General features: G+C 40.8%; 27 protein-coding genes. 13 read left to right on the top strand and 14 right to left on the bottom strand.

Features of this window, described 5'->3' with window-relative positions; translation table 11 throughout:
* The first annotated feature begins 446 nt into the window (after positions 1–446).
* Positions 447–1,739 (top strand): acetyl-CoA hydrolase/transferase family protein, encoded by a 1,293-nt coding sequence (locus BN8061_RS05705; RefSeq protein ID WP_262509375.1) that lies wholly within the window; start codon positions 447–449, stop codon positions 1,737–1,739.
* A gap of 43 nt (positions 1,740–1,782) precedes the next feature.
* Here the strand turns inward: BN8061_RS05705 and BN8061_RS05700 are convergent, their stop codons facing one another.
* A complete protein-coding gene (locus BN8061_RS05700; RefSeq protein ID WP_068597259.1) occupies positions 1,783–4,227 on the bottom strand; it encodes an alpha/beta hydrolase family protein in 2,445 nt (814 codons plus the stop codon).
* Positions 4,228–4,396: 169 nt separating this feature from the next.
* A complete protein-coding gene (gene rluF, locus BN8061_RS05695) occupies positions 4,397–5,278 on the bottom strand; it encodes a 23S rRNA pseudouridine(2604) synthase RluF (protein WP_068597257.1) in 882 nt (293 codons plus the stop codon).
* A 100-nt stretch (positions 5,279–5,378) separates the two neighbouring features.
* On the opposite strand from rluF, the gene BN8061_RS05690 reads away from it, so the two are divergent.
* From BN8061_RS05690 to BN8061_RS05635, 12 genes are all read left to right on the top strand, one after another.
* Positions 5,379–5,732, top strand: a complete 354-nt coding sequence (locus tag BN8061_RS05690; protein ID WP_068597255.1) for an arsenate reductase family protein — start codon at positions 5,379–5,381, stop codon at positions 5,730–5,732.
* Positions 5,732–7,861 carry a S9 family peptidase gene (locus tag BN8061_RS05685; RefSeq protein WP_068597253.1) on the top strand — a complete coding sequence of 710 codons (2,130 nt, stop codon included), beginning with the start codon at positions 5,732–5,734 and terminating at the stop codon, positions 7,859–7,861. Before BN8061_RS05690 ends, BN8061_RS05685 begins: the two co-directional genes overlap by 1 nt.
* A 473-nt stretch (positions 7,862–8,334) precedes the next feature.
* Positions 8,335–9,588, top strand: a complete 1,254-nt coding sequence (locus BN8061_RS05680) for a site-specific integrase (protein WP_068597250.1) — start codon at positions 8,335–8,337, stop codon at positions 9,586–9,588.
* Positions 9,589–10,240: 652 nt separating this feature from the next.
* Positions 10,241–10,633: a single-stranded DNA-binding protein gene (locus BN8061_RS05675; RefSeq protein WP_068597248.1), complete on the top strand. Its 393-nt coding sequence runs from the start codon at positions 10,241–10,243 to the stop codon at positions 10,631–10,633.
* A gap of 43 nt (positions 10,634–10,676) precedes the next feature.
* Positions 10,677–11,750, top strand: a complete 1,074-nt coding sequence (locus BN8061_RS05670) for a DUF932 domain-containing protein (protein ID WP_068597246.1) — start codon at positions 10,677–10,679, stop codon at positions 11,748–11,750.
* A gap of 264 nt (positions 11,751–12,014) precedes the next feature.
* Complete coding sequence (locus tag BN8061_RS05665; RefSeq protein ID WP_068597969.1) at positions 12,015–12,194, top strand: hypothetical protein; 180 nt, start codon at positions 12,015–12,017, stop codon at positions 12,192–12,194.
* 26 nt (positions 12,195–12,220) lie between these two features.
* Positions 12,221–12,772, top strand: a complete 552-nt coding sequence (locus BN8061_RS05660) for a PRTRC system protein E (protein ID WP_449671420.1) — start codon at positions 12,221–12,223, stop codon at positions 12,770–12,772.
* A gap of 83 nt (positions 12,773–12,855) precedes the next feature.
* On the top strand, positions 12,856–13,074 hold the full coding sequence (locus tag BN8061_RS05655) for a PRTRC system protein C (RefSeq protein ID WP_068597244.1): 219 nt from the start codon (positions 12,856–12,858) through the stop codon (positions 13,072–13,074).
* A 17-nt stretch (positions 13,075–13,091) separates the two neighbouring features.
* Positions 13,092–14,261, top strand: a complete 1,170-nt coding sequence (locus tag BN8061_RS05650) for a hypothetical protein (RefSeq protein WP_068597243.1) — start codon at positions 13,092–13,094, stop codon at positions 14,259–14,261.
* Entirely contained in the window at positions 14,258–14,980 is a 723-nt protein-coding gene (locus BN8061_RS05645) for a PRTRC system protein B (RefSeq protein ID WP_068597242.1), read from the top strand. The genes BN8061_RS05650 and BN8061_RS05645 overlap by 4 nt, the downstream gene beginning before the upstream one ends.
* A complete protein-coding gene (locus tag BN8061_RS05640) occupies positions 14,980–15,786 on the top strand; it encodes a PRTRC system ThiF family protein (protein ID WP_068597241.1) in 807 nt (268 codons plus the stop codon). Before BN8061_RS05645 ends, BN8061_RS05640 begins: the two co-directional genes overlap by 1 nt.
* Before the next feature lie 254 nt (positions 15,787–16,040).
* Complete coding sequence (locus tag BN8061_RS05635; protein ID WP_068597240.1) at positions 16,041–16,484, top strand: acyltransferase; 444 nt, start codon at positions 16,041–16,043, stop codon at positions 16,482–16,484.
* A 113-nt stretch (positions 16,485–16,597) separates the two neighbouring features.
* Here the strand turns inward: BN8061_RS05635 and BN8061_RS05630 are convergent, their stop codons facing one another.
* From BN8061_RS05630 to traJ, 12 genes are all read right to left on the bottom strand, one after another.
* Positions 16,598–17,047, bottom strand: a complete 450-nt coding sequence (locus tag BN8061_RS05630) for a DNA-binding transcriptional response regulator (protein ID WP_068597237.1) — start codon at positions 17,045–17,047, stop codon at positions 16,598–16,600.
* 275 nt (positions 17,048–17,322) lie between these two features.
* The gene (locus BN8061_RS05625) at positions 17,323–17,622 is read right to left on the bottom strand and encodes a helix-turn-helix domain-containing protein (RefSeq protein WP_068597235.1); all 300 of its coding nucleotides are present in this window, start codon (positions 17,620–17,622) and stop codon (positions 17,323–17,325) included.
* The gene (locus BN8061_RS05620) at positions 17,603–17,914 is read right to left on the bottom strand and encodes a helix-turn-helix domain-containing protein (protein WP_068597967.1); all 312 of its coding nucleotides are present in this window, start codon (positions 17,912–17,914) and stop codon (positions 17,603–17,605) included. The genes BN8061_RS05625 and BN8061_RS05620 overlap by 20 nt, the downstream gene beginning before the upstream one ends.
* 179 nt (positions 17,915–18,093) lie before the next feature.
* A complete protein-coding gene (locus tag BN8061_RS05615; RefSeq protein ID WP_068597232.1) occupies positions 18,094–18,372 on the bottom strand; it encodes a molybdenum ABC transporter permease in 279 nt (92 codons plus the stop codon).
* A gap of 142 nt (positions 18,373–18,514) precedes the next feature.
* A complete protein-coding gene (locus BN8061_RS05610) occupies positions 18,515–18,964 on the bottom strand; it encodes a DUF3872 domain-containing protein (protein ID WP_068597230.1) in 450 nt (149 codons plus the stop codon).
* Between the two features lie 11 nt (positions 18,965–18,975).
* Positions 18,976–19,536 (bottom strand): conjugal transfer protein TraO, encoded by a 561-nt coding sequence (locus BN8061_RS05605; RefSeq protein WP_068597228.1) that lies wholly within the window; start codon positions 19,534–19,536, stop codon positions 18,976–18,978.
* A 20-nt stretch (positions 19,537–19,556) separates the two neighbouring features.
* Positions 19,557–20,456 carry a conjugative transposon protein TraN gene (traN, locus tag BN8061_RS05600; RefSeq protein WP_068597226.1) on the bottom strand — a complete coding sequence of 300 codons (900 nt, stop codon included), beginning with the start codon at positions 20,454–20,456 and terminating at the stop codon, positions 19,557–19,559.
* A gap of 86 nt (positions 20,457–20,542) precedes the next feature.
* A complete protein-coding gene (gene traM / locus BN8061_RS05595; RefSeq protein ID WP_068597224.1) occupies positions 20,543–21,883 on the bottom strand; it encodes a conjugative transposon protein TraM in 1,341 nt (446 codons plus the stop codon).
* The gene (locus BN8061_RS05590) at positions 21,870–22,154 is read right to left on the bottom strand and encodes a nitrogen regulatory IIA protein (RefSeq protein ID WP_068597222.1); all 285 of its coding nucleotides are present in this window, start codon (positions 22,152–22,154) and stop codon (positions 21,870–21,872) included. Before BN8061_RS05590 ends, traM begins: the two co-directional genes overlap by 14 nt.
* Positions 22,155–22,174: 20 nt before the next feature.
* A complete protein-coding gene (locus BN8061_RS05585; protein ID WP_068597216.1) occupies positions 22,175–22,606 on the bottom strand; it encodes a hypothetical protein in 432 nt (143 codons plus the stop codon).
* Positions 22,607–22,618: 12 nt separating this feature from the next.
* A complete protein-coding gene (gene traK, locus BN8061_RS05580; protein ID WP_068597214.1) occupies positions 22,619–23,242 on the bottom strand; it encodes a conjugative transposon protein TraK in 624 nt (207 codons plus the stop codon).
* A gap of 21 nt (positions 23,243–23,263) precedes the next feature.
* Positions 23,264–24,259 carry a conjugative transposon protein TraJ gene (gene traJ / locus BN8061_RS05575; RefSeq protein WP_068597212.1) on the bottom strand — a complete coding sequence of 332 codons (996 nt, stop codon included), beginning with the start codon at positions 24,257–24,259 and terminating at the stop codon, positions 23,264–23,266.

Here is a 24,259-nt window from a genome sequence, read left to right as displayed (position 1 = left end):
GTAAAGTTAAGCGAATTTTTTGATGATGCGCTGTTTAGAAGATTTTTCTGATTGGCATGAAAAGAAACCTCTGTTTTTTGGCAAATTCAGCTAAATGGTATAGCACCACTATGCTAGAAAAAAAACGTAAGGCAGTTAGATTTGGTAATTCTCATTCTTTTTTGGCTTAAATTTATAATACTCTATTCTATATACGATTAGTTTCAAACTTTTATCAACTTTCTATCAGCCTGCAACACACCTCATTTTCTTCTTTTCAAAAAAAATATCTCAATTTATATCACCATGAAAATCAATCAATATCTCCAAAACAAGATTTTACAATCGGTATGCGTTATGTTCAAAATCTTATTTTTCAACATTATTTTAATGATAAAAACGATAGCCAAGGATAATCTACATCTTATAAATTGCTGATTTTTGTATCTTTACGTCAATCAAATAACATAAAGAAATTAGAAAAAATGAGAGACTATGTAAGCGTAGAAGAGGCGATAAGTATCATAGAAAGCGATGATCGAATCTTTGTTCACGGTAGTGCTTGTACACCAAATTATCTGCTCGACGAAATGGCAAATCAATCGCATCGGTTACGCGATTGCGAAATCGTATCCATCACCTTGCAAGGTGATGTAAAAATTGCTCAACCCGAGTACAAAGATAGTTTCTTCATCAATTCGCTGTTTGTTTCTACGCCTGTTCGCGAGGCTGTAAATAGTGATCGTGGCGATTTTGTTCCCATATTTTTGAGTGAAATTCCCACCTTGTTCAAAAAAGACATTTTACCATTAGACGTAGCTCTGGTATCGGTTTCGCCACCCGATGCCCACGGATTCTGTTCGTTGGGCACATCGGTCGATATTGCTCGCAGTGCGGTCGATACGGCAAAGAAAATCGTAGCCCAGGTAAACCCTAGAATGCCGAGAACTCTTGGCGATGCCATGGTGCATATCTCGCAATTCGACAAGATGGTTTACCACGAAACCGAATTGCCTACGATAGATTACGGTGCAAAAGTTGCGCAAGAAGAATTGATGATTGGCGAACATGTTGCCAACCTCATCGAGGATCGTGCTACGATACAAATGGGCATTGGCACCATACCCGATGCCGTACTCCAAAGCCTACACCACCATAAAGATTTGGGTATCCACACCGAAATGCTGAGCGATGGCGTGATCGACCTCATCCAAAAAGGGGTGATCAACAACAAATACAAAGGCACGCATACCAACAAAACCATTACGAGTTTTTGCTTCGGTACCAGACGATTGTATGATTTTGTAGACGACAATCCGTCTATCGCTTTTATGAATGTAGAACACGTAAATTACCCGATCAACATTATGAAAAATAAAAAAATGACCGCCATCAACTCGGCAATCGAAATCGATATCACAGGACAAGTTTGTGCCGATTCTATTGGTCGTTATCAATTTTCGGGTATTGGTGGACAGATGGACTTCATGCGTGGTGCGGCATTGAGCGAGGGCGGAAAACCCATCATAGCGATTACGTCTCGTACCAAAAAAGGGGTGCCACGTATAGTGCCCTACCTCAATCAGGGCGCCGGAGTGGTGACCACGCGTGGACATATTCATTATGTGGTAAGCGAATATGGGGTAGCGTATTTGTACGGTAAAAATCTTCGTCAGCGCGCACACGCGCTTATCGAGATTGCCCATCCAGACGACCGAGAAATGCTAGAACGAGAAAGTTTTTCAAGGTTTAAAGGATAAAAAAATTTAAAAAGCTACTTCGGACCGAAGTAGCTTTTCAACTTTATTGATTTGACTTAGTTTCTTTGCCTTTATTTTTCACATATTGCTCGAGCCATTGATCTTGCTCCCACAACATATGCAACACCGATTCTCTTGCACTATACCCATGCGATTCTTTTGGTAAAACAACGTATCGAGCAATTGCTCCTAAACCTTTCAACGCATTGAAGTAGCGCTCAGATTGCATCGGGAATGTTCCCGAATTGTTGTCTGCTTCACCGTGAATCAACAACAAAGGCGTTTTCATCTTATCTGCATTTTGAAAAGGCGACATCGCATTGTACACCTCTGGAGCTTCCCAGTAATTTCGCTCTTCCGACTGAAAACCAAATGGCGTCAATGTTCTGTTGTAAGCACCAGAGCGGGCAATTCCTGCGGCAAATAAATCGGAATGGGTCAATAGATTAGCCGTCATGAAGGCTCCGTAAGAATGTCCTCCAACCGCAACCCTGCTTCGGTCTACATAGCCTAAAGCATCCACCGCATCTATTCCAGCTTTGGCACTTGCTACCAATTGTTCTATAAAAGTATCATTTGGTTCTGCTTCGCCCTCGCCAATGATTGGGAATGCTGCATCGTCCAACACTACATAGCCTCGTAAGGCCCAAAAGATTGGTGTACCATAAGACGGATAAATGAATTGGTTTGGCGAAGTCGTCACTTGCCCAGCCGTTGTAGGGTCTTTGTACTCTCTTGGATAGGCCCACATCAGCATAGGTAATTTTTCTTTTTTCTTCTTATCGTAATGTGGTGGTAAATAGAGCGTTGCCGAGAGTTCTACGCCATCGGCGCGCTTGTAGGTTATCACTTCTTTAGAAACGCCTTTCATCGCCTCGAACGGATTTTGATGAAAAGTGACTTGCTTTGGTTTTTCTTTTGGTTTGAAGATATTGCGAACGTATAAATTAGGATACGAAGTTTTGGATTCGATACGTTCTAAAACAAGTCCTTTTTTTGGATCTAATACATTGATGATGGTTTCTAAATTATCGCTTTTTGCTGCTCGCCAAACTCTTTTTGTTTGGAGTGTTTTGATATCCAACTCATCTACAAAAGGCATAATTCCTTCGGCAGAAATACCGTCACCTTCCAACATCATTTTGCCATTGGCAAGGTACAAAACAGATCGACCGTACTCGTTATCGGTGGTTACAAAACTTCCAGGATCGTTGTAGGCATCTTGGTAATTGCGACTGAAAAATCTTTTTGGCTCTTGCGTCGCATCCGACGGATTGAAGAGGTAATTACTCGTATTTCGATCGTTCCACCAATTATCGTAGGCAATGGCAACCTCATCATTACCCCAAGTGATGCCAGAGAATCGATCGACTGTTTTCAGCAACAGGTGTTTTTCTCCATCAAATGGTGCTTTCAATTCGTATACCGCATCACGAAAATCAACTTTCATTTCTGCATTTCCTTCATCCAAAGCTTCTACCCAAACCAAAGTTGCGGGTTTATCTGCACGCCAAGAAACATTTCTTATGCCTTTAGCGGTAGACATAAATCCTTTAGGACGGTCTTCTTCCAATGGTCGATCGGCGATTTGCTTTATTGCTTTACCAGCTATATTGTAAACGGTTGTGGTATTCGGAAAACGGCTGTACGGTACGATGTAAGAAAATGGTTTTTTCATCTGATTTACACTCACATAACGACCATCTGGCGAAACGCTTATATTGGTGTACATTCCAGCCTCTTTCCATTTGGTAGCCGTCCCGTCTAATTGTACAAGGTATAATTCTGATCGGGTCAACTGCTCGAAATTGAACTCATCATTGGTGTTTTGTAATAAATCTTGATAAGTTCTGTTTTGTGCTTCTTTCCCATCGCTTACCGAAACGGTAGGACCAGACGGAACGGCTTCTTTGACATCGATCAAAGCTTTCTTATCCTTTGGCAAGACATTCACCAACAATTGTTCGCCATCTCCCAACCAAGTAAACGGTTGTCCCAAATTGGCGTTGAGGTGATCTTCTGTTATTTTTTTGGCTGTGGCAGTTTTCACATCTACCACCCACAATTCTACGCCTTTGGTCGTGGTATTGGTAAATGCCATTTTGGTTTGCGATCGATTCCAAACGGCATTGGCAAACTTTCCTTGTGCTGGAAGATTTGAAATTTCACGTTCTTTTCCTTTTTTCAGGTCGAAAAACGTAACTTTTTCGGCATACGCCTGTCGGCTATTGATATTAGTAATCGGATTGATTCGCAATCCGCCCAAACGCATTTCGGTTTCAGATAACTCGGCTATTGATTTGTATCGGCTTCGGTAAAAAAAGAAGGCATTTTCTCCTTTTTTATCCACCACAACACTTGGCGGCAAATTGGCGTCTGCCATATTTAGAATTGCCTCATGTGGTAATTGATAGCCTAAGTTTTCTTGTGCTTGGATGGTCTGAAAACTCAAACCAACGATCAACAATGATAATAAAATCCGCTTCATACTCTTTTTTTAATTTGCCTAAAGATAATTATTTTAAAATATTTGAAGCTTTTGAGCGAATGAAGCGAGCAGATTTGTTAATTTTTTTCTAAGATTTTACGCTCATTAAACCCAGTAATTTTCGAATCATCTTCCGATGAAGAAAATTAATCCTAAAAAATTATTGTCTTTACCTTCTCCTCTTTCCGCCTTGTTTTTTGTTCGGATTCGATTTTCCTATCCTCGGTTTTGAGGCAGGCTTTTTATATATTTTTTTTATGCCAATTTCCTTTACTGCCTCTTTTTTAGGCTTTTTAGATTTTGGTTTTTTAACTTGCGTTGTCTTCAAGTTCTTTTCAGAATTGGCTGTCAAACGTTTCAGTTCGCTCAACTCTTCGGGCGTCAGGTCGCGATATTGTCCTACTGGAATATTCAAACTCAGATTCATGATTCGTACACGTTCTAATTTTTTCACGGTATAACCGAAATAGTCGCACATGCGACGAATTTGCCGATTGAGACCTTGCACCAAAATAATGCGGAAAACATGAGAACTGATTTTCTCTACTTTGCATTTTTTGGTATTTACCCCAAGAATCGGCACACCATTTTGCATACGGGTGCAAAAATCTTCTGTTATGGGTTTGTCTACAGTTACGATGTATTCTTTTTCGTGATGGTTTCCTGCGCGCAAAATTTTGTTCACAATATCACCATCGCTGGTGAGCAAAATGAGACCTTGCGAATCTTTATCCAAGCGACCTACGGGAAAAACGCGCTGCCCAAAAGCAAGAAAATCGATGATATTATCGGGATCGGAAGTGTCTGTAGTACACGTAATGCCAACGGGTTTGTTGAGCATTATGTAGGCTGCCATGGCTTTGTCTTTGGGTTCGATTTCGATATCATTCACCACAACCTGATCGCGAATACTGACCAATTCGCCAACCTTTGCTACTCGTCCGTTTACAAAAACTTGGCGATTTTCGATGTATTGATCGGCTTCTCTTCGCGAACAAAATCCACTATCGCTAATGAATTTATTCAATCGGATTTTATTGTTTTCTTCCATTTAACAAAGATAATTTTTTTGAATTTATTTTCGGAATTTAGCGGTCTAACTAAAAATTAGCCGAAACCTCATTATCTTTACCCTATTTAGAAAAGCATACATGAAAAAAATATTTTATCTGAAAACCTGCGACACTTGCAAACGCATTTTGAGCGTTCATGATTTTTCTGATTTTGAGTTGCAAGACATCAAATCGGAGCCGATTACAGCAAATCAGCTCGAGGAAATGAAAAAACTTGCGGGCTCGTACGAAGCGCTTTTTTCGAGACGAGCGAAGAAGTATAAACAATTAGGTTTGAAAAATCAAACCCTATCCGAAGAACAAATCAAACACTATATTTTGGACGATTATACCTTTCTAAAACGACCTGTAATCCTCGATGGAAAAATGATTTTTATCGGAAGTGAAAAGAAAAATTTAGTAGCATTAGCAAATCATTTAAACAACAAATAATGAGAAATACCATACTATTATCCGCTATTTTGATGAGTAGCTTGACACAAGCCCAACAAAAACAACTCAGCATGAAAGACGCTGTTTTGGGTTTGAGCACCAACCTGAGAGTCGAAAACTTGAGTCAGTTGCAGTGGATACCAAACGAAGAAGCATTTACGCAAAAAGTAAAAACCAACTACGGAGAAGCTCTAATCAAGAAATCTGCACCTAATCTGAAGGTTGACACGCTTTACCGTTCGACTCAATTTGGAGACGATAGAATTCCTAATCTCACTTGGATCGATCACCAAAAAGCGTTTTTCGTGCAAAACGGAAAATTCAATACTATTTCGCTCAACGGACAGTTTCAGCCTTGGGTTGCTGTACCGAAAAACGCCGAAAACCACGAGTGGGACGCAAAAAACAATCAGGTAGCTTTCACCATCGACAACGATTTGTATTTCATCGATTCGCAAGGTACACAGCATCGCATCACCAACGATGGCAGCTATGAAATAGTAAACGGTAAATCGGTGCATCAGCAAGAGTTTGGAATTCATAAAGGAATTTTCATTTCGCCCAAAGGCAATTTCGTGGCTTTTTATAGAATGGATCAAACCGTGGTAACCGATTATCCAATCATCGATTGGTCGGTGCAACCAGCCGTGAATAAAAATATCAAATATCCGTTTGCAGGAACCAAAAACCACACGGTAACATTGGGCGTGTACAATCCCAAAACCAAACAAACGCATTTCTTGGCAACAGAACCCGAAAAAGATCAGTACTTGACCTCGGTAACTTGGTCGCCAGATGAGCGTTATATCTATATCGGAATTTTGAGTCGCAATCAACGACACCTACAACTCAATCTGTACGATGCGTCAACGGGTCGATTGGTGAAAACTTTGTTCGATGAAAAAGACGAGAAATATGTAGAACCACAACACGAATTGTATTTCTTGCCGGGCAACAAAAACGAATTTGTTTGGTGGTCGCAACGCGATGGATTTATGCATCTTTACCGCTACAACCAAAACGGAAAATTGTTGAACCAAATCACCAAAGGCAATTGGATTGTAACGGATATCGTTGGTAAAAACGATAAACAAAAAGAATTGCTCATTACCGCAACCAAAGAATCGCCAAAAGAAATTCATGCGTATGCCGTGAATTGGGAAAATGGAAAAATGCGAAAATTAACCACTGATTCTGGAATGCATTCGGTGCAAGCCTCTACGAGCGGAAACTATATTTTGGACAATTGGTCGAATGAAACCACTCCGCGCAAAATCGACTTGCTAGACGTTGCCAAAAACAAATCAACCAGCCTGCTTACGGCTCAAAATCCGTTGGCAGACTACGCATTGGCAAAGGTGGAAAATATAACCCTAAAAGCTGATGACGGAACCGATTTGTACGGTAAAATCATGTATCCAAAAAATTTTGATTCGTCAAAAAAATATCCCGTGATTGTGTATTTATACAATGGTCCTCACGCTCAACTCATTACCAATCGTTTTCCGGCGAGTGGAAATCTATGGTACGATGTACTGACGGCTAAAGGATACATCGTTTTCAGTATGGACGGCAGAGGTTCTGCAAACCGAGGACTGAAATTCGAACAAGCCATTCACGGTCGATTGGCAACGGTAGAAATGAACGATCAAATGAAAGGAGTTGAGTATCTGAAATCTTTACCTTATGTCGATGCAGAGCGCATGGGAATCCATGGTTGGAGCTATGGAGGATTTATGACCACTTCTTTCATGTTGCGCAAACCCGATGTTTTCAAAGTTGGGGTTGCGGGCGGTCCAGTCATCGATTGGCGACAATACGAAATCATGTACACCGAACGTTATATGGGTTCGCCACAAGAAAACCTCAAGGGTTATGAGGACAACAGTTTGCTTACGAAAACCAACAACTTGCAGGGGAAATTATTAATCATTCACGGTGCTTTGGATCCAGTTGTGGTTTGGCAACATTCGATGGATTTGTTACGAGAATCGGTAAAAAATGAAAAGCAAATTGTTTATTATGTTTATCCAAATCACGAGCATAATGTTCGCGGTGTAGAACGAGTACATTTGATGCAAAAAATCACCGATTATTTCGATTTGTATTTGAAACCCGAAAATCCATAATCAAAAAAATCCGATTCGGCTGAGTCGGATTTTTTCTACCTTAGCTTTTCATCCGAAAATTTTTAAGTAGTTTGATGCTGAATGTTGTAAAGCGATGATAAACTGACGCGATACTAAACCAAAAAAACGATGCGCCTTATCACTTTAAAACCCTCATCGATTGAAAATTAGCCTTTTAGAATATTTTCACAACGATGCTGTATATTTTTTAATAAAAAGATTAGTAAAAAGCAAAAGTAAGCAAAACGGTTAGAACCGTTGCTATACAATGCTTTATAAAATAGTAGTCTTGGTTTGGAACTCGGTGTCTGATAGGTTTTGGGCTTAAAACGACAAGGTTAGGTTACTAATTCGTTACCGATTGACAAAGGTAACAGCATATCTTAACTGATTATATTTCAGTATTTTGCACCCTTTTTTATATTCCCTTGTAACTCAATGTAATTTAATTTTAAACATTAAACATTTGAGTTATGGAGCAGACAAAAAAATCGACGTTCAAACTGCTTTTCTATTTGAAAAAGAAAGAACTGAAAAAGAATGGTAACGCCCCGATTATGGCACGTATTACCATTGATGGAACAGCTAAAACTTTGGGAACAAAGTTAGAAATTGACCCTAACAATTGGGATTTAAAATATGGACGAGTTGAGGGCAAGAGTGCCACAGCTTTGAGCATTAACAAAAAGCTGGACAACATACGTGGGCGTATCGACAAGATATACGAAGATATGCTGAAGCACGAGGGTTTTGCAACCGCACAGAAAGTAAAACTTTCGTTTTTGGGTGTGGGTGTAATGGATGATGCCATATTGAAAGTCTTCAACGACCAAAATGAAGATTTTAAAAAATTGGTCGAAAAAGAAGAACGGTCTGGAAGCACCTATAATAAGTACATCACAGTTTACAACCATCTTAGCACGTTTATAAAAGAACGCTATCATCGTGATGATATGGCTTTTCGAGAATTGACTGCCGATTTTATCCGTGAGTTTGATTTTTACCTCCGGTACGATTTACAGTGTGCACATAATACGGTTTGGGTTTACACAATGCCTGTATTAAGTCTGGTGGAGTTAGCTATTAAGAAAGGCTTGATACGTGATAATCCGTTTCAGGATTACGAAATTAGTATGGAAGAAACCGACAGGGGTTATATTCTAAAAGAAGACGTAGAAAAATTGATGATGTGTATGCCGTCACACCCACGGTACGAACTTGTAAAAGACCTGTTTATTTTCAGTTGTTTCACCGGGCTTGCTTATGCGGATATTAAAAAACTGACAAGGAACAATATTCAATCTTTCTTTGACGGTCATCAGTGGATTATCAGCAGGAGAAAGAAATCAGATGTTGCTTCCAATGTTCGGTTAATGGAAATCCCGAAACGCATCATTGAGAAATATCAGGGTACTACCCGAAATGAATTTATCTTTCCTGTTCCGACCAATGCGACCTGCAATACTCACGTAGGTAAATTGATTGAGAAAGCAAAAATTATTACGGAACAAAAAGTAACTTTCCACACGGCAAGGCATACTTTCGGAACAATGTTTTTGACCGAGGGTGTACCGCTTGAAAGTTTAAGTAAAATGATGGGGCATAAAAACATTTCCACTACACAGATTTATGCAAAAATTACCAGCCAGAAAATCAGCAAGGATATGGATTTGGTAACACCGAAATTCAAGGCAATGGAAGAAGCATTTTTAACGGTAGCTATTTAATTAAATCCAACAGAACTTATAGAACAGAGCTTGACGGCTCTGTTTTTTTTGCCCAAACTTTTTGATAGCCAAAGAACATTTACCGCTTTCCTATTCCCTCACTGTAAAAGAGCTTTTTCGGCTACTTCTGAAACAGCCATTTGAAAAATGCCCTACCTACGCTACTACCATTTACAGCATTTTTAAAATTCCTGGCAATGTGGCTTTGAGAGCCACACAAACTAAAAAAAACATTTATCAATTCAGCTAATTGGAAGTGTTATTTCAAATCACTACGAACCATTTTCAAATGCCATCTTCTTAGGCTTCCACAATAGTTTTTATCCAAAGTGCCGTATGCTTTTTAGTCCCATTTCAAGAGCAAAGGTATTTCCGTGTTCTTAACGCCGCCAAAAGGTCACGCAAGTTTGGAAAAAAATCTCCACCCGTTGGGTAGTATTTGTTTTCCAAAACCTTGTGTCGGCTAAACACGAACCTTTTATGCTCGTGAAACGAAACATAGCATACTCCGGCTCTTTAGACGAATAAAAAAAATGTCAGATACGAAGATTAAAAGCATTGAAAATGGTAATGAAACGAAACAGCACCTCCTCTCATTGCCAAATAAATCAAAAAAAATCAAATCGAAATCAATAACTAAAAATCAAAGAAGATGAACATCACAGGAAGACTGACAAGAAATGCGGAAGTACGCACATTGTCGAACGAAAAACAGGTAGTAAACTTTTCAGTAGCGGTAAACGACAGCTATCGGAACAAGCAGGGCGAACGAGTAGAGCAAACCACCTACTTCGATTGTGCCTATTGGATAAGTGCAAACGTGGCAAGGCTACTGACAAAAGGCACTTTGGTAGAACTCACAGGGCGTGTAAGTCCGAGAGCGTGGGTAAACAAGGACGGAGAAGCAAGGGCAGGTTTAAATTTTCATACCTCGAATATCAAACTGCACGGAGGTGGCAACAGAGCCGAAACCGTACAGGCTACTGCACAATCTGAAAGCAAAGGATTTACAGCAGAGGGAACAGAGGACGACCTACCATTCTAAAACAACAATTCAATCAATTTTTTAACATCAAAATTTTATCAAAATGGCACATAATATCAATTTCAACGAGAAAACAGGAAAGCACAGTTTCTTTTCAGTACAGCAAAAAGCGTGGCACGGTTTGGGGCAAATCGTAGAGCAATACCCGACAAGCGAGGAAGCTATAAAACACGCAGGGTTAGATTACGAGGTCGTGAAATCCCCATTGTTTACCAAAGGTTCGGGCATTATCGAAACAGCCAACGGCATAGAGATAGGCAGTAACGAATTGGAAGTACCTAACTATTTCGCCAACATACGCACCGATAACAATGCAATATTGGGCGTAGTCGGTAAAGATTACCATATCGTACAAAACCGTGAAGCCTTTAATTTCTTTGATGCTATCGTAGGCGGTGGCGAGGGTATTCTATACGAAACCGCAGGGGCATTGGGCAACGGAGAACGCATTTTTATCACAGCAAAATTGCCCGACTATATCCGTGTAGGCAATGGCGATGATGTAACGGAAAAATACATTTTCCTTACCACTTCGCACGATGGTAGCGGAAGTATTACCGCAGCGTTTACACCTATCCGTATCGTTTGCCAAAACACCTTAAACGCTTCATTGCGGAATATGACCAATGTAGTTCGTATCAAACACACTTCGGGAGCAAAACAGCGTATCGAGAACGCCCACAAGATTATGGGGCTTGCCAACACTTTGAGCAACCAATTAGAGGGCATTTTCAACGAGTGGACGAAAGTCAAGGTAACAGACCGTGAGGTTAGAAAGTTAATCCAATTGGCACTTTGCCCGAACAAGGAAACGCTTGACCTTATCAAAAAAGGTGCGGAAGATGAAATTTCCACCGTGTTTAAAAACGTGGTTGATAACGCTTTTACCTATGCGATGATAAGCGACACGCAGAAAATGGACACGACAAAAGGCACTTTGTTCGGTGCTTACAATGCGGTTACAGGCTACTATCAGAATGTAAGGAACTACAAAGACGATGAAGCCAAGTTACAGAGTATTGTATTGGGTGGAACTGCCCAACTCAAATCGCAAAAAGCATTTGAATTGTGTACCGCCTTTGCTTTGGACGGTGCGGAAATCCTAAACCTTAATTAAATAACCACAGGCTACCGCCTTAATCGGTGGTAGCCTACTAAAAACAAGAGATATGAAAGCGACAACAATCGAGGAAGCAAAAAGTCTGGCGAGAGCCAAGAGCCTTGAAAAGAAGCACAAGGACGAGAGCATATTCATTATTTACTGCAATCGGACAGAGTATTTCTATGTAGATACGGACGGCTTAATACGCCTTTGGGAAAAGTCATTCGGCTACTATGTAAATGGAGTTTACACGGCTTAAAAATCAAAATCTTAACAGAAATGTATATAACAGACTTAAACGGTTGTGAAATTGAAATCACCGACCTTAAAGAGGCTATCAAAATAGCTAAGCGGAATACAGGATATAGCCACGAAGACAAAAGTTTTTCCGAGTTCGACAAACGGCAAAAAGCCTATTGGACGGATATATACGAGAAACTAACAGCAATCAAAAAATAAGTAACAACAATTAAAATTTTAGAACGATGAACACAAGTTTTTTCAATCAAATACAGAAGTTGGACTTTACAGGAGTATTGCAACTGAACATTTCCAAAGGAGCAGAAAATAACCTTATTGTATCGGTATTGCTCAATAACGAGCAATGCGGAGATAGTGCCAAAAATGGCATTCCCCCATTGACATTTAACGCCACGCCCCAAGAGTTTGACGAGGGATTTTTTCAGCAGATAACCGCACCTATACAAACCGTTTCGGGATTAATGGTGGATATGGAAGCCTTTATGAAGCAAATGGAAGTTGTCAAAATGCAATCCGAAATGGAGAAGCAGAAAGCCGAGAAAGCCAAAAAGGAAAAAGAAGCCAAAGACAAGAAATACAAAGACGGTATGGCAAAAGTGGACGAACTCGAAAAAGAGGGCAAATTCCGTGAAGCGTGGATTAAAGTTCCCGATATAACCGAGTTCCCCGAAAAGCGGACGAGATACGCAAACGTAAGACATCATTGTCGGACAAGTTTGCCACACCGAGCCTTTTCGGTGCAATGGAAGAAGCGACACCTAAACCGCCACAGGTAGCGGAAGTTACTGCCGATTATCCCATTGATGAAACTGACGAAGACGAGGAAGAAGCAGAGTATTAACCATTAAAACGAAACATTATGTTATTAGCAACGCAATTACAACGAGTTTTTATACTCAAAGATAAAGGACAGGATATAAGGCTGACCGACCCCGAACCACGTTGGAGTGTGGAAGCAGTAATGAATTTTTACGCCAATATGTACCCGATACTGACAGCGGCAAAAGTATCTGCACCGCAGATTAAGGACGATGCAGTCGAATACAAATTCGAGAGTGTAATGGGAACAAAAGGATAATTTAAAACCGTAAAGCAATGAACTATGCAACGCAACAAAATATCGGGAACAATCCAAATACCCGAACAGCAAAGGCAACAGAAGTTGCACCGACAGTTGGGCGAGTTCGCACAATGGATGCAAAGACCAAAAGACGCAGACCAAGTACAGAAAGACAAACGGAAATCCGTACCGATAGCAATGCTACCAATGGATTTTTAAAATGTACGTTTCTGCCTAAACTGAAAACCGCACAATCTGTACAGGCTTGTCAGAAAACGGAAAGGGATTTTTATAATTCCCTTTCCAATCTTACCGAGCATTACAGCATTGAACCAATACCAACCCGACAGGATTACGGCTATCCCTACAATATGGTATTGGCTATGTGGGATATGGATACTAAAATGAAACGAAGCCATAGAAATTGGGATGGTTTTAAATTGATACAGGACAGTAAGAAAACCTTTTTAACGAGTGAGGAAAGATACAACACAGGTACAACGCTGTTTTACATTCCCATTGTTCCACTCTTTGAAATGTTGCACGACAAACAGCGGAAGCACACCGCACATTTACTCATTTCGTTTTGCAGTTATCTGTACCATATTGCCCGAATACCATATTACAGACAGGAAGACAGCTATTTGTATTGGCTGTATGAAACGCACAAAGATTGGGTAGAATATGACGATGAAACAGAAGATACCGAAAGTTATAAAAGTGCATTGAGAAAAGCGGAAATCGTAGGCGACAGGATTGAGCAGAAGTTATACAACCGTATCAATCTAACGGTATTTGAACAGCGTTTAAGCCGTTTTAAAAGCCGTGATACATTCGACAAAGAATGTTGGAACGTGGCTTGTAATGCCTTTGCCCTTTATACGGAATACCCGACAGCAAGTATTTTCAGAAATGCCCCAATGTCCGAACAAGACCCCTATAACGATGATTGCGAAAACGAGGTTATCGGAATGGAAAAGTATATTTCTTTTATCGCAGACACCAAAGGTTGGTTATACGAAAATATAAAAGACAGTATCAACAACGAGTTTAACCAATACGGAGTAATGGAAGAACCGACCATTAACAAAGTCTTTGACGGAAGTAAAATATCGGTTGGAAACCTTGATTTTGAGAACCGCCTGTTTGAGTTATTGGACGACCTATCTTACCTATTGTATAACTATAAAACCACTGAAAAATGAACAACGTAACCGACATAACAGCAAATTTCGGAACGCTTTATTTTCCTAAATCCGCATTGGTTTTTTACGAAACCAACAGCACGAACAAAGAAACCTATGTAGAGCATTTCGATATGGACAAGGACGGCAACCCTATCAACGCCCACCCATTGACCGTAAAAGAAGCCAATGTTTTGGCAAAGTGTTTACAGACCGATGAAGAAAAGAACACCGCTTTTTTAAAGCCAAAAGGAATTTTGCCTAACAATGTTCTGCATATCAATCCGAGCCTTGATAAAGGCACTGTGCTATGGTACACCAAAGCACAGCAAAGGCAACTGTATTTTGTGGACTGTCTGGGCATTCCCAACGGAATGGCACAAGTACCTGCAATGCTTTGGTTAGCGAGTAAAAGCAGTCTGACTGTATTTGCTTTGGCAAACGACAGAAGACCCACCGAGAAAACACCTTTGCATTACGCCCCGTTTTTCAACATCTACGAAAAGGGCAATGTATGTATGGGAACGGTAAGCATTGATATTAAAAATTCGGCTTCGGTTGAAGAATTTATACAGGCTTGGGAACATTATTTTTTCAATTCCTATTTCAGCCATTCATTGTGCAGTAATCTGACCAAAAAGAACATTGTAAGCCTTTGGATAGACCTTGTTAATACAAACAAACCCTTTCCGAAAGAAGCATTAAAAAAGAACAGCAAAACCCTTAAAAATCTATTGTGATGAATACCGAGAAAACAAAAATACATTTCACAGATAACTATCTGTTAAACCCAACCAACCCGATTACGGTAAACCTTATCGGAGCAGGTGGCACAGGCTCAAAAGTATTGACCGCCTTGTTAGAGATTAACGAAAGTCTGACGGCTTTGGGACACGCAGGATTATCCGTAAGGTTGTGGGATGATGATATTATCACGACTGCCAATTTAGGCAGACAGCGTTTTTTTGAAAGCGAAACAGGATTGTATAAATCCGTTGCTTTAATCAATCGTGTAAACCGTTGTATCGGTACAAATTGGAAAGCCGAGAACCGAAAATTTGAAAAGGATAATTTCGGACAAATACCCGAAGTAGCACACGCTACCATTACCATTACTTGCGTAGATAATGTACAGGCAAGGTTTGGTGTTGCTGAAATATTGAGCGTATTTAGCAACCGTAAAAATTACAGAGATACCCCAAAATATTGGTTGGATTTTGGGAACAGCCAACATACAGGGCAAGTGCTGTTATCTACAATCGGGGAAATTAAACAACCCAACTCAGAAAAGTACCAAACGGTGGCAAGCCTGCCATTTGTTACCGAAGAATTTGGAGATTTGCTGAAGCAGTCCGAAGAACAGGACGACACACCAAGTTGCTCACTTGCCGAAGCCTTGCAAAAGCAGGATTTATTTATCAATGGCTCATTGGCTCAAATGGGTTGTGGGTTGCTTTGGGATTTGTTTCGTTATGGAATGACCGAATACAGGGGATTTTTCCACAATCTGAAAGACTACCGCACCCAACCGATAAAGGTTGGTTAAAGCCCGAAAATGGGGCGGCAAAAAGACACACCTCCCGATGGTCGGGCAGTCTTTTTGCATTTTAAAAGGTGCAACCCCTTTGCCAAAATGCAGGACTTCGCACCGCCCTCACTTCACATTTTACCGAACAGGTTGCGACATTATTTGCGTGGGATATTCGTTATCCCATTTATTGTTTTTGGCGGACTTTTAATTGTTATAGCTTTTGATAATTCAATAAATTTGTAATCTTTACTAATTGAATACAAGACTAAATGAAATTATCCGAGTATGTAAAAAAGAGAAACGGAGTTCCTATCGGGCATTCAAAGTCACTGCAATATAATTTGCAAAGGTCACTTGGAGCCAAAAACTTTTCTGCCTTTTGGAATTTTTGGAACCCGATTTTCGGATATTACCTTGGAACTAAAGTATTCAAACCTCTGAAAAGAATTTTTCCGATTGCCATCTCTTTAATTCTGACATTTATTTTTTGCGGAATGGTGCACGATTTAGTAACAACATTACTCAGGGGTAAGTTATCCTTGCTCTTTTCTGTGTGGTTTTTCTTTATGGGAATTGCCGTTGTAGTTACAAAATACATTAACTATGACTTATCAAGAAAGAAATGGCTTTATAGGGCAACAATGAATATAGTGATAATTGGGTTCTGTTTATTACTTACAATTTTATTGAATGCCATTCTAAAATTTTATTAACCTCGATTAGTTTATGATAACTTCTTTTCTTTCCACATAAGCAACCAAAGAAAAGAAGCAAAAGAACGTCGCTCAATTAGGACAGATATTTTAATACTGTTGAAGTTGGACGGTTATTTATTGCTGGAATATTCGTGGGCAATTTTCGATACTCCAACACTAAAATATCTTTTGCCATTGCACACTCCCTCGATGGCTTTTTTAAAATCGTCAGCATCGCTACCGATAAGCAAATAACTATCAAAGCCAATTTCTAAAAGCGGTATTACAGCTTTTTCGGTATCAATATCGCTATGGGCAATGAGTTTGATATTTGGATATTTTGTCCTTAATTCCTGAAGCTGTGCCAGCACATTTCTGTCGTGAAAATCAAGGTCAATAATACAGGCTTTAGGGAGTTGCTGTAACACTGATAGTTGCGATAATCCGTCCTCGATATTCTCCGAACGGAATAAAACATTAACTCCTGAAGCAACAAGGTCGTTGCAGATTACATCTATAATCGGGCTTTTATCATTGATAAAGGCAATGTTGATTTGTTCAGGGTTGTTTACAGTGTTCATAATACCAATTTTTAATGTTTAGTAAGTGGAACCCTGCTAAAAAAAGAGGCGTAGGCAACCACACTTACCGATACTAAGGCACTGGTACGCCCAAACCCCGAATAAGCGAGCGCCCACGCCATAACGTGAGCGTTCTTACTTATTGCCTCGGGGTTACAAAAATTACCAGTTTTTAGTACCAAGACCTAAAGCAAAAACACTTTAAGTATTTTCTATATTTTCAAATACAAAGATACTAAACTCATTTCGATAGGAAGATAGTAACACAAAATTTATTACAGACAATGTTTGTTGTTGGATATATAATTCTTTTCCAAGATGGTCAGAATGTCGCTTTCCTTATAGATAATCTTGCCTCCTATCTGTATGTACGGCAGAATATTATCATCACGGTATTGCTGTAAAGTCCGTTTGCTGATATGCAACAATTCGCACACATCTTCGCCCGACAAGTAGATTTCTCCGTTCATTACAGGACGGTAGTTTTTCAATATACTTTCAATACGGTTTCTTAACTGTAATATCATCTCCTGATGAGCGATGATTTCTTCGGCTTCATTCGTCAGTAAATCCATTGTCATTTGTATTGTACGGTTGTCCGGCTTGTAGCAAAGCCTTCACATCCGAGCGTTTGTAATAATTCTTGCGGTTCAGTTTGGAGTATGGTAGCAAACCTTTGTCTTTATAGGTCTGTAAAGTCCGTTTGGTAATGTTCATCATCAGGCACACTTCCTGGTTATCGAGCCATTGCTCTTCTTTAAAAATGGGCGTGTATTTCTGCGTGGCATTTTCGGTCAGTTCCAAAAGTGCTTTTAGCTCATTTTTCATTCCGTCAAAAGCGGATTTTTGTATTGCGATAACTTCCATAGCTTGCATTATTTTTCTGTGGAAGTCGAATTTATAAAGGCTTTTTGCAGGGTTGGGAAAGGTTGCACCCTGTGGCTTTGAAAGGCAGTATTTGGCAGTTTACTATTGCCATAAACAACAAATCGGATAGCCTTTTGGGCTATCCGATTTTGTTTTAAATCTTGTCAGAATAATATGTATCAGCGTTGGGCAGGTTGTTCTGTATTCACTTCCTGCTGTTGTTTTTCCTTTTTCTCACGGGAATACACCCACAACGACAATAGTCCGAATATAATCAGCGCGTACGCTATCCATTTGCCTACACGTTCTATAAATTTAATGAAAACCGACTTTTCGTAAGACGAAAAGCCCTCTGCTCCCATAGGGCTTCGCCTGTAAAACTTCCGGCGGTTAATCCAATAGCGAAGACCCAACCCCAAAACCAAGAATATTATTCCTATAACTAACGATGCCACCATAGCCCTAACTTTTAATTTTTACCGATGATAAATTTAAAAAATATTGATGAACCACTAAAATTATTCCTATGCGAATACACTGAAAACCAAAACGGCTTATCGAAAAGACAATAAGCCGTTCGCTCTGATTACACACATTGACCTAATCACTACTGTTAAACTGAAAATTGAGCTGCTTTTCGTTCCCAAAGCTGTCCGAAATCCAAACATCAAAAGATTGCGATACGGCAGAAGTTGATGTATAATACAACCTGAATTGCTCCGTTGGCAATTGGTACAGGTCATTGGGCAGGTACGGCGGTTCATCGTAATACCGCAAAGTGCCTTGCCCGTCAAACTGGAAGTAACGGAGGAAATACTGCGTGTTGCTGTAATTGCCTGTACGCTGTATGGTAATGCGTATCTCAACGGTTTGCCCATTGGCAACATCTTTGGGAACAGGCATCACTTTTACCTCAAAAGGAAAATCGTTTTGTATTTCGAGTTCATCATCTTTGCTACAAGATACCAGCGAAACCGAAGCTGTGAGGATTGCCAAGAGTACATATACAGGCAGTAACCCCATTCTAAATTTTTTGAATATTGCTATCATCATTCTACGTTTTAAAAGTTAAACCTTAATCCTACTCCTGCGGATGGTCGAAATTGCTCTAGGTCTGTACCCCAAAGGACTTTTGTTCGTCCTTGCAGGACTAACACAAATCGGTCTGACAGATATGTTTCAAAGGTCAGCCGACCACCAGCACCATAAACGAAATTGTCATCGTTCAATATTTTCGCCCCGTCATACAACATCGCTTCGCCACGGTTGATGCTTTCGTAACCAACTACACCAGTTATTCCTGCATTCAGGGTGATATTCTTACGGCTGTCGCCCAGCAGGAAGAAACTGTAACCGCCCTCTGCGGTATAAGTTTCCTGTGGTATTCGTTGGTCTTTATAATCGTGGTATTGGTGCGTGTACTCCAACGCCCAAAGCTGATAATTCCCGTTTCTGCCGTTCACGGTCATTCCGATATTGATATAATAGTCATTGCCGATTTTGTCATCGGACAAAATACCTGTACTAACTTCCAATCCTTTTTGCTTTGGCAACATTCTTTGTGCCTGTGTAACCGTGATGGCCATAAAGATGAGCATCACGGTATAGATATACTTTTTCATATTATTGCTTTAAAGGGTTATTAAAATTTCAAGTGCATATCGTTAATCAAACGGGCTTTGATTAAGTCGGAGTTTTCTATCTGGAGTGTTTGATGCCTGCCGCCATTCTTCTCAAAAATCTCAATCAGCAATACCTTGTCATCGGCAATGGTAAATTGGTCAAGCAGGAACACATTTTGTTCGGTTGTTTTTCCGCTAATGCCGTCCAATGGTTTGTAAGTGCGTAGCGGTATCATTGGGCGTTCCTGTACTACGGTGCGTTTGGCTACTTTCTTGTCTACCACTTTGAAATTCACAAAATCAATTTGGAAAGGCACGTTGGTACGGTTTCTTACTTCCGTATGGAAATAGTATTTACCGTTGTGGATGTAAATGCCTTTCAGAATGAACTGTATTCCGAAACTCTTAGCCCCAATATGCTTTACAATACGCTTATCTTTCTTGTAAATGGTTTCCAAAAGCAAGCCTGATAATGACGGAGAATTGTTGCCCAGTTCTTCAAAAAGTACATCGTTTCCATTGGCTTTATCCACTGCTTTTTGCATTGTCAGCAGGTCATAGCTCAATGCTTCCGGGTAGGAACTGTAATATACATTGAAGCTGTAAAAACGTCCGTCATTGGTGATAACGGAAAAGTTTGTTTCGGGTTCAAAATCCCTAACGGTTGCCTTTACACGCAATACGTTTTCTGCATCTTCCGCTTTTCCGGCAATCAGGTATTCACTTCCCAAATCCACGTACCTTATAGCGGTAGGGAAAATCAAATGCGAAGTCTTGTCGTAGGTTACTTCCATTTTGTATGGTTCTATCTTGCCCAATGCAAGCGGTGTTTTTGCATTTGCACTATCCTGTGCAAAGGAGGTTACGGCAAAGCCGATAGTAAGGGCAATCGCCCAAAAGGTTTTAAAAAGATTTTTCATCGTCTATAATATTTAATTTTAATGGTGATGAAGCTTGTCCTGTTGCACAGGACAGGTTTCATTGTTTTATTTATTTGAGTTCAACATTATTTTTTGGAAACGAGGAAGACCTGATGACCTGCCTTTAGGGTAACTTTGGGTGTTCTTACCTTTTTGGCGAAATAGCCCGAAATACCCTGCACCACGCCACGGCTTAAATCAGCAGCGACCTGTTGTCCGGCATTTTGCGTGAGCATTACACTGGTTCCTCCTGTCTGGCTCATATTGCCTGCCATTTCGGTAAGAGCATTCATTTCGGGCGAATACGGAACGTACAAGCCTTGCTGTCCGTCCAAATCGTAAATGGTAATATCCACAGGGATAATATTACCCTCCAATTCGATATTGGTAATTTTGAGTTGCAAACGTCCGCCCTGAAATTTGGCATTAGCCGTTACAATCGTTCCCTGTGGGATTGTACGGATTGGCGTTTTTGCAGGTTCTAACAGTCGTAATCTTACGCCCGTTTCGCCAACTACGGTCTGTACATCGTGTACACAGGCTTTGATACTGTTTTTCGGTTGCACCACTTGCTCGGCAGCACCTGCGGTATAAAAACCTCTGTTTCGGGTTTCACTCCAATCGGCTAAAAAAGCACTATCACTTGGCTCACGGTACAAGGCTGATACAGTGCTTTTCCTTGTAGGCGTAAACGCCACAAAATGCTCTTTTTGATTAGCACCCGAAGTTCCTGAAGCTGTGCTGCTATTGGCAGGAGTGGCTTCTGCGGTGTTCGTAGTGCCTTGTGGAAGATACTTTGCCGCCATCTGGTAGGATTTTTCCATTAGTGCAAGCTGGTCATCAACGGTTGTAGGCTTAGGTATATCCCGTTCAGCCAATTGCTCTTTAAGTTCGTCCAACTGTCTGCGGAGTTCCATTGTTTCCGAATTGTCGTCCTGGTAGAAATTGCCCAAGGTGCTTTGCATATTGCGGTAACTGCTCAATGCAGGATTGCCGTTTCTTCCCGAACCTCTGCTACCAACATAGCTATTGCTTTCGTCTTCTTCGGGAAGCTCATCTATGGGTTCATCTTTGTCTTCGGTATTCCAATAGTCCGAAAGTGTTGCAAGTGCATTGCGTTTTTCCTGCTCTTTGCGTTCGAGCATTTCCAACTCGTAAGCCTTGCCTTTGTCAGCAGGCATTCCTGCTCCGGTAGCTTGTGGTACGGCATCGTTCAATCCGATGTTCTCGATTTCCTTTTTGTCTGCGGACGGTTTGAAAATTAAATACATACAACCAACGAAGACAATTCCCATCAAGCCAAATATGAGCGGCTTTTTGAGTTTTTCGGCTTTGTTCTGTGTGCCGTCTTGCAGCACATCGGCGGTTTCGTTCGGGCTACCTTCCGTTACCCGAACAACCGACTTTTTGTTCTCATTTTCTTTCATAAATCTGATTTTTAAAAATTGTTGATACTGTGTCCCGCAAGGCTGCCGGACTTTCACGTTTTTTGAGGACAGGGTTTTCGATATGCTCAATGACTATATCATCGGACTTTCCGGCATCATACCATACTTTGAGAACAACCCCTGCGGTAAGCAGCAGATAGCCCACAAAAAAGTACAGCGTGTATTGGTGCTGTTTCCTTATGGGCAATGCCCGCCAACGGTCATCCAATTGGTCAAAATACCTGTCCATATTTTCCCTTAATTTTTTCATACTATTACTGTTTGAGGTTATTACATTCTGAACCCTCTTTTACGGGAAGCAAGCTGTTCTTTAGGCTTTTCGCTTACCTGGGCAATGGCTTCTTTCCTTGTCGGAAGCGAACTTGTTGAGAGGTCTGTCAATTTCGATTGCTTCAGTAATTGCCCGTACCGGTCTGTTCTTTCAATATTCATTTTCTGTACATCAAAAAGACCGTTTTCATACTTTACCCACATATTGCATTCAACCTTTGGCTTATCGTCACCATTCCATTGCAGGTAAGTTTTCAGCATCAGGATATTGGGCAACATCGGTCTATCTATTCCGTTTTTACAAGCCTCCAAAAACATGCTGATGCTGTCTTTGATTTTGTCGGCATAGGCTGCCTCCGTTTGGAAATAACCATCGTACCCTTTATCAGTCAGGGTTTTTGCGAATGTGTCTAAATCAAGTGATTGTTTCATATCCCTTATTTTTTAGCGTTCGATGACTTCTATATCCCGGTTTTCTACCACCGAAAATTTTTCGATGTTAAAGCCCTGGGGATTGTTGTCGGAGCGAACGGAGTTTACGAGATAGCAGGAAGTAATCAGGTTGCGTCTGGTTACGTTGCTCGAACGGATAATGAACTGTTTGGCATAGGTTCGCACCGCATACGGATAGGTATCGAAGTTGCACACGACACTATCTACTTCTATGCGTTGCTGTACGTTTCCCGAAATAATCCGGCTGTAATAGCCCTTTTCCGATAAGTCTTTGTAATAATCGAAAGCCGATTTATCGGCAAGGTTGAATGCCCTGCTCATATTGCTTTCGATAGCGTTCTTGTCGGGAGCAAGCGTAAAAAAGAGTTCGTGAAAACGTCTGACGTGTTCCCTTGCTTCCACAGGTCGGTTGATACTTGCATCCTGTGATAAGGCAAGCATCAGTGATTTGCCATTATCCAGTACATAGATTTTCTGACGTTGCTCGTCTGCAAAGCGGTAGGACTGCCATAGGGCATATCCTACCACGCCAATGCAGAGAATGGCAAACACAATGGCATACAAACGTATCTGCCTAAAGCTGTTTTCTATATTTCTTAGCGTTTTAAATTCCATTTTTAAATGATTTGATTGTTTTTATTTTCCCATTAATTTCCCACCGATATTACCTGCCGCCGAGCCTGCACCAGCTCCGGCAATGTTTCCGGTTTTCATTGCAGCTTGGTTTACGTTGCGGGTAAAGTTTCCTGCACCTCCGGCTTGGATTACCCATCCTGTTACGGTCGGTATCGTGAAGTACCCGATGATGCCAATAATCATAAAGATGATATACACCGTATTACTGGTATCGGGGATGTAGGTAGGATCTGCAAGCATTGCTATATCTCTTTCCAATATGAGGGATTGTATTCTTGCCAGCATAGAGCTGAACAAATCTGAAACAGGAAGCCACAGGTAAACACTGACGTACCTCGTGAGCCATTGCGTAAGCGTGGACTGAAAGCCGTCCCACACGGAAATAGCAAAGGCTATCGGTCCGAGTATAGAGAGGACTATCAGGAAAAATGTTCGTATGGTATCAATAACCAAAGCCGCCGCCTGAAAAAGTATCTCCAGTAGATTGCGGAACCAATCCTTTATAGCTTTTTCAATCTTGTAGGCTTGCCTGTCCATATACATTCCCGCCATTGTGCCAATGTCGAAGGGCGACCAGCCCAATTCGTCCAGCTTTTTATCAAACTCTTCGTCTGATACCATATAGGCGGTTTCGGGATTTCTGACCATTGCCTCGTATTCCAATTGGTTTTTCTGTTGCTGCAACTGGTTCAGGTCGAGCACCTGGTCTTCGAGTATCTGATGGGTCCCTGTAACCACCGGGCTTAGTACCGCATTGATGGTTCCCAATACGATAGTAGGAAAAAACATAATACAAAGCCCCAAAGCGAACGGACGCAACAATGGGAACATATCAATAGGTTCGGCACGGCTTAATGCCTGCCAAACCTTTAATGCTACATAGAACAAAGCCCCTAATCCCGCCAATCCTTTAGCTACTGCCGCCATATCGCCTGCAAGAGGCATCATATCGTCGTAAAGCGAACGCAGGAGTTCGTGAAGATTATCCCATTCCAT

Source organism: Vaginella massiliensis, assembly GCF_900089075.1.
In the GTDB taxonomy this organism is placed as follows: domain Bacteria; phylum Bacteroidota; class Bacteroidia; order Flavobacteriales; family Weeksellaceae; genus Weeksella; species Weeksella massiliensis_A.
This window is presented reverse-complemented; position numbering and strand designations above follow the sequence as displayed.

Bases quoted from the DNA above. Each gene is read 5' to 3' on its own strand.
- BN8061_RS05665 (WP_068597969.1), top strand. From the start codon at position 12,015: ATGTATATAACAGACTTAAACGGTTGTGAAATTGAAATCACCGACCTT.
- BN8061_RS05685 (WP_068597253.1), top strand. From the start codon at position 5,732: ATGAGAAATACCATACTATTATCCGCTATTTTGATGAGTAGCTTGACA.
- BN8061_RS05620 (WP_068597967.1), bottom strand. From the start codon at position 17,914: ATGGAAGTTATCGCAATACAAAAATCCGCTTTTGACGGAATGAAAAAT.
- BN8061_RS05635 (WP_068597240.1), top strand. From the start codon at position 16,041: ATGAAATTATCCGAGTATGTAAAAAAGAGAAACGGAGTTCCTATCGGG.
- traJ (WP_068597212.1), bottom strand. From the start codon at position 24,259: ATGGAATGGGATAATCTTCACGAACTCCTGCGTTCGCTTTACGACGAT.
- rluF (WP_068597257.1), bottom strand. From the start codon at position 5,278: ATGGAAGAAAACAATAAAATCCGATTGAATAAATTCATTAGCGATAGT.
- traM (WP_068597224.1), bottom strand. From the start codon at position 21,883: ATGAAAGAAAATGAGAACAAAAAGTCGGTTGTTCGGGTAACGGAAGGT.
- BN8061_RS05680 (WP_068597250.1), top strand. From the start codon at position 8,335: ATGGAGCAGACAAAAAAATCGACGTTCAAACTGCTTTTCTATTTGAAA.
- BN8061_RS05650 (WP_068597243.1), top strand. From the start codon at position 13,092: ATGAACTATGCAACGCAACAAAATATCGGGAACAATCCAAATACCCGA.
- BN8061_RS05630 (WP_068597237.1), bottom strand. From the start codon at position 17,047: ATGAACACTGTAAACAACCCTGAACAAATCAACATTGCCTTTATCAAT.
- BN8061_RS05670 (WP_068597246.1), top strand. From the start codon at position 10,677: ATGGCACATAATATCAATTTCAACGAGAAAACAGGAAAGCACAGTTTC.
- BN8061_RS05655 (WP_068597244.1), top strand. From the start codon at position 12,856: ATGTTATTAGCAACGCAATTACAACGAGTTTTTATACTCAAAGATAAA.
- BN8061_RS05690 (WP_068597255.1), top strand. From the start codon at position 5,379: ATGAAAAAAATATTTTATCTGAAAACCTGCGACACTTGCAAACGCATT.
- traN (WP_068597226.1), bottom strand. From the start codon at position 20,456: ATGAAAAATCTTTTTAAAACCTTTTGGGCGATTGCCCTTACTATCGGC.
- BN8061_RS05660 (WP_449671420.1), top strand. From the start codon at position 12,221: ATGAACACAAGTTTTTTCAATCAAATACAGAAGTTGGACTTTACAGGA.
- BN8061_RS05700 (WP_068597259.1), bottom strand. From the start codon at position 4,227: ATGAAGCGGATTTTATTATCATTGTTGATCGTTGGTTTGAGTTTTCAG.
- traK (WP_068597214.1), bottom strand. From the start codon at position 23,242: ATGGAATTTAAAACGCTAAGAAATATAGAAAACAGCTTTAGGCAGATA.
- BN8061_RS05645 (WP_068597242.1), top strand. From the start codon at position 14,258: ATGAACAACGTAACCGACATAACAGCAAATTTCGGAACGCTTTATTTT.
- BN8061_RS05610 (WP_068597230.1), bottom strand. From the start codon at position 18,964: ATGATAGCAATATTCAAAAAATTTAGAATGGGGTTACTGCCTGTATAT.
- BN8061_RS05625 (WP_068597235.1), bottom strand. From the start codon at position 17,622: ATGGATTTACTGACGAATGAAGCCGAAGAAATCATCGCTCATCAGGAG.
- BN8061_RS05605 (WP_068597228.1), bottom strand. From the start codon at position 19,536: ATGAAAAAGTATATCTATACCGTGATGCTCATCTTTATGGCCATCACG.
- BN8061_RS05585 (WP_068597216.1), bottom strand. From the start codon at position 22,606: ATGAAACAATCACTTGATTTAGACACATTCGCAAAAACCCTGACTGAT.
- BN8061_RS05615 (WP_068597232.1), bottom strand. From the start codon at position 18,372: ATGGTGGCATCGTTAGTTATAGGAATAATATTCTTGGTTTTGGGGTTG.
- BN8061_RS05590 (WP_068597222.1), bottom strand. From the start codon at position 22,154: ATGAAAAAATTAAGGGAAAATATGGACAGGTATTTTGACCAATTGGAT.
- BN8061_RS05675 (WP_068597248.1), top strand. From the start codon at position 10,241: ATGAACATCACAGGAAGACTGACAAGAAATGCGGAAGTACGCACATTG.
- BN8061_RS05640 (WP_068597241.1), top strand. From the start codon at position 14,980: ATGAATACCGAGAAAACAAAAATACATTTCACAGATAACTATCTGTTA.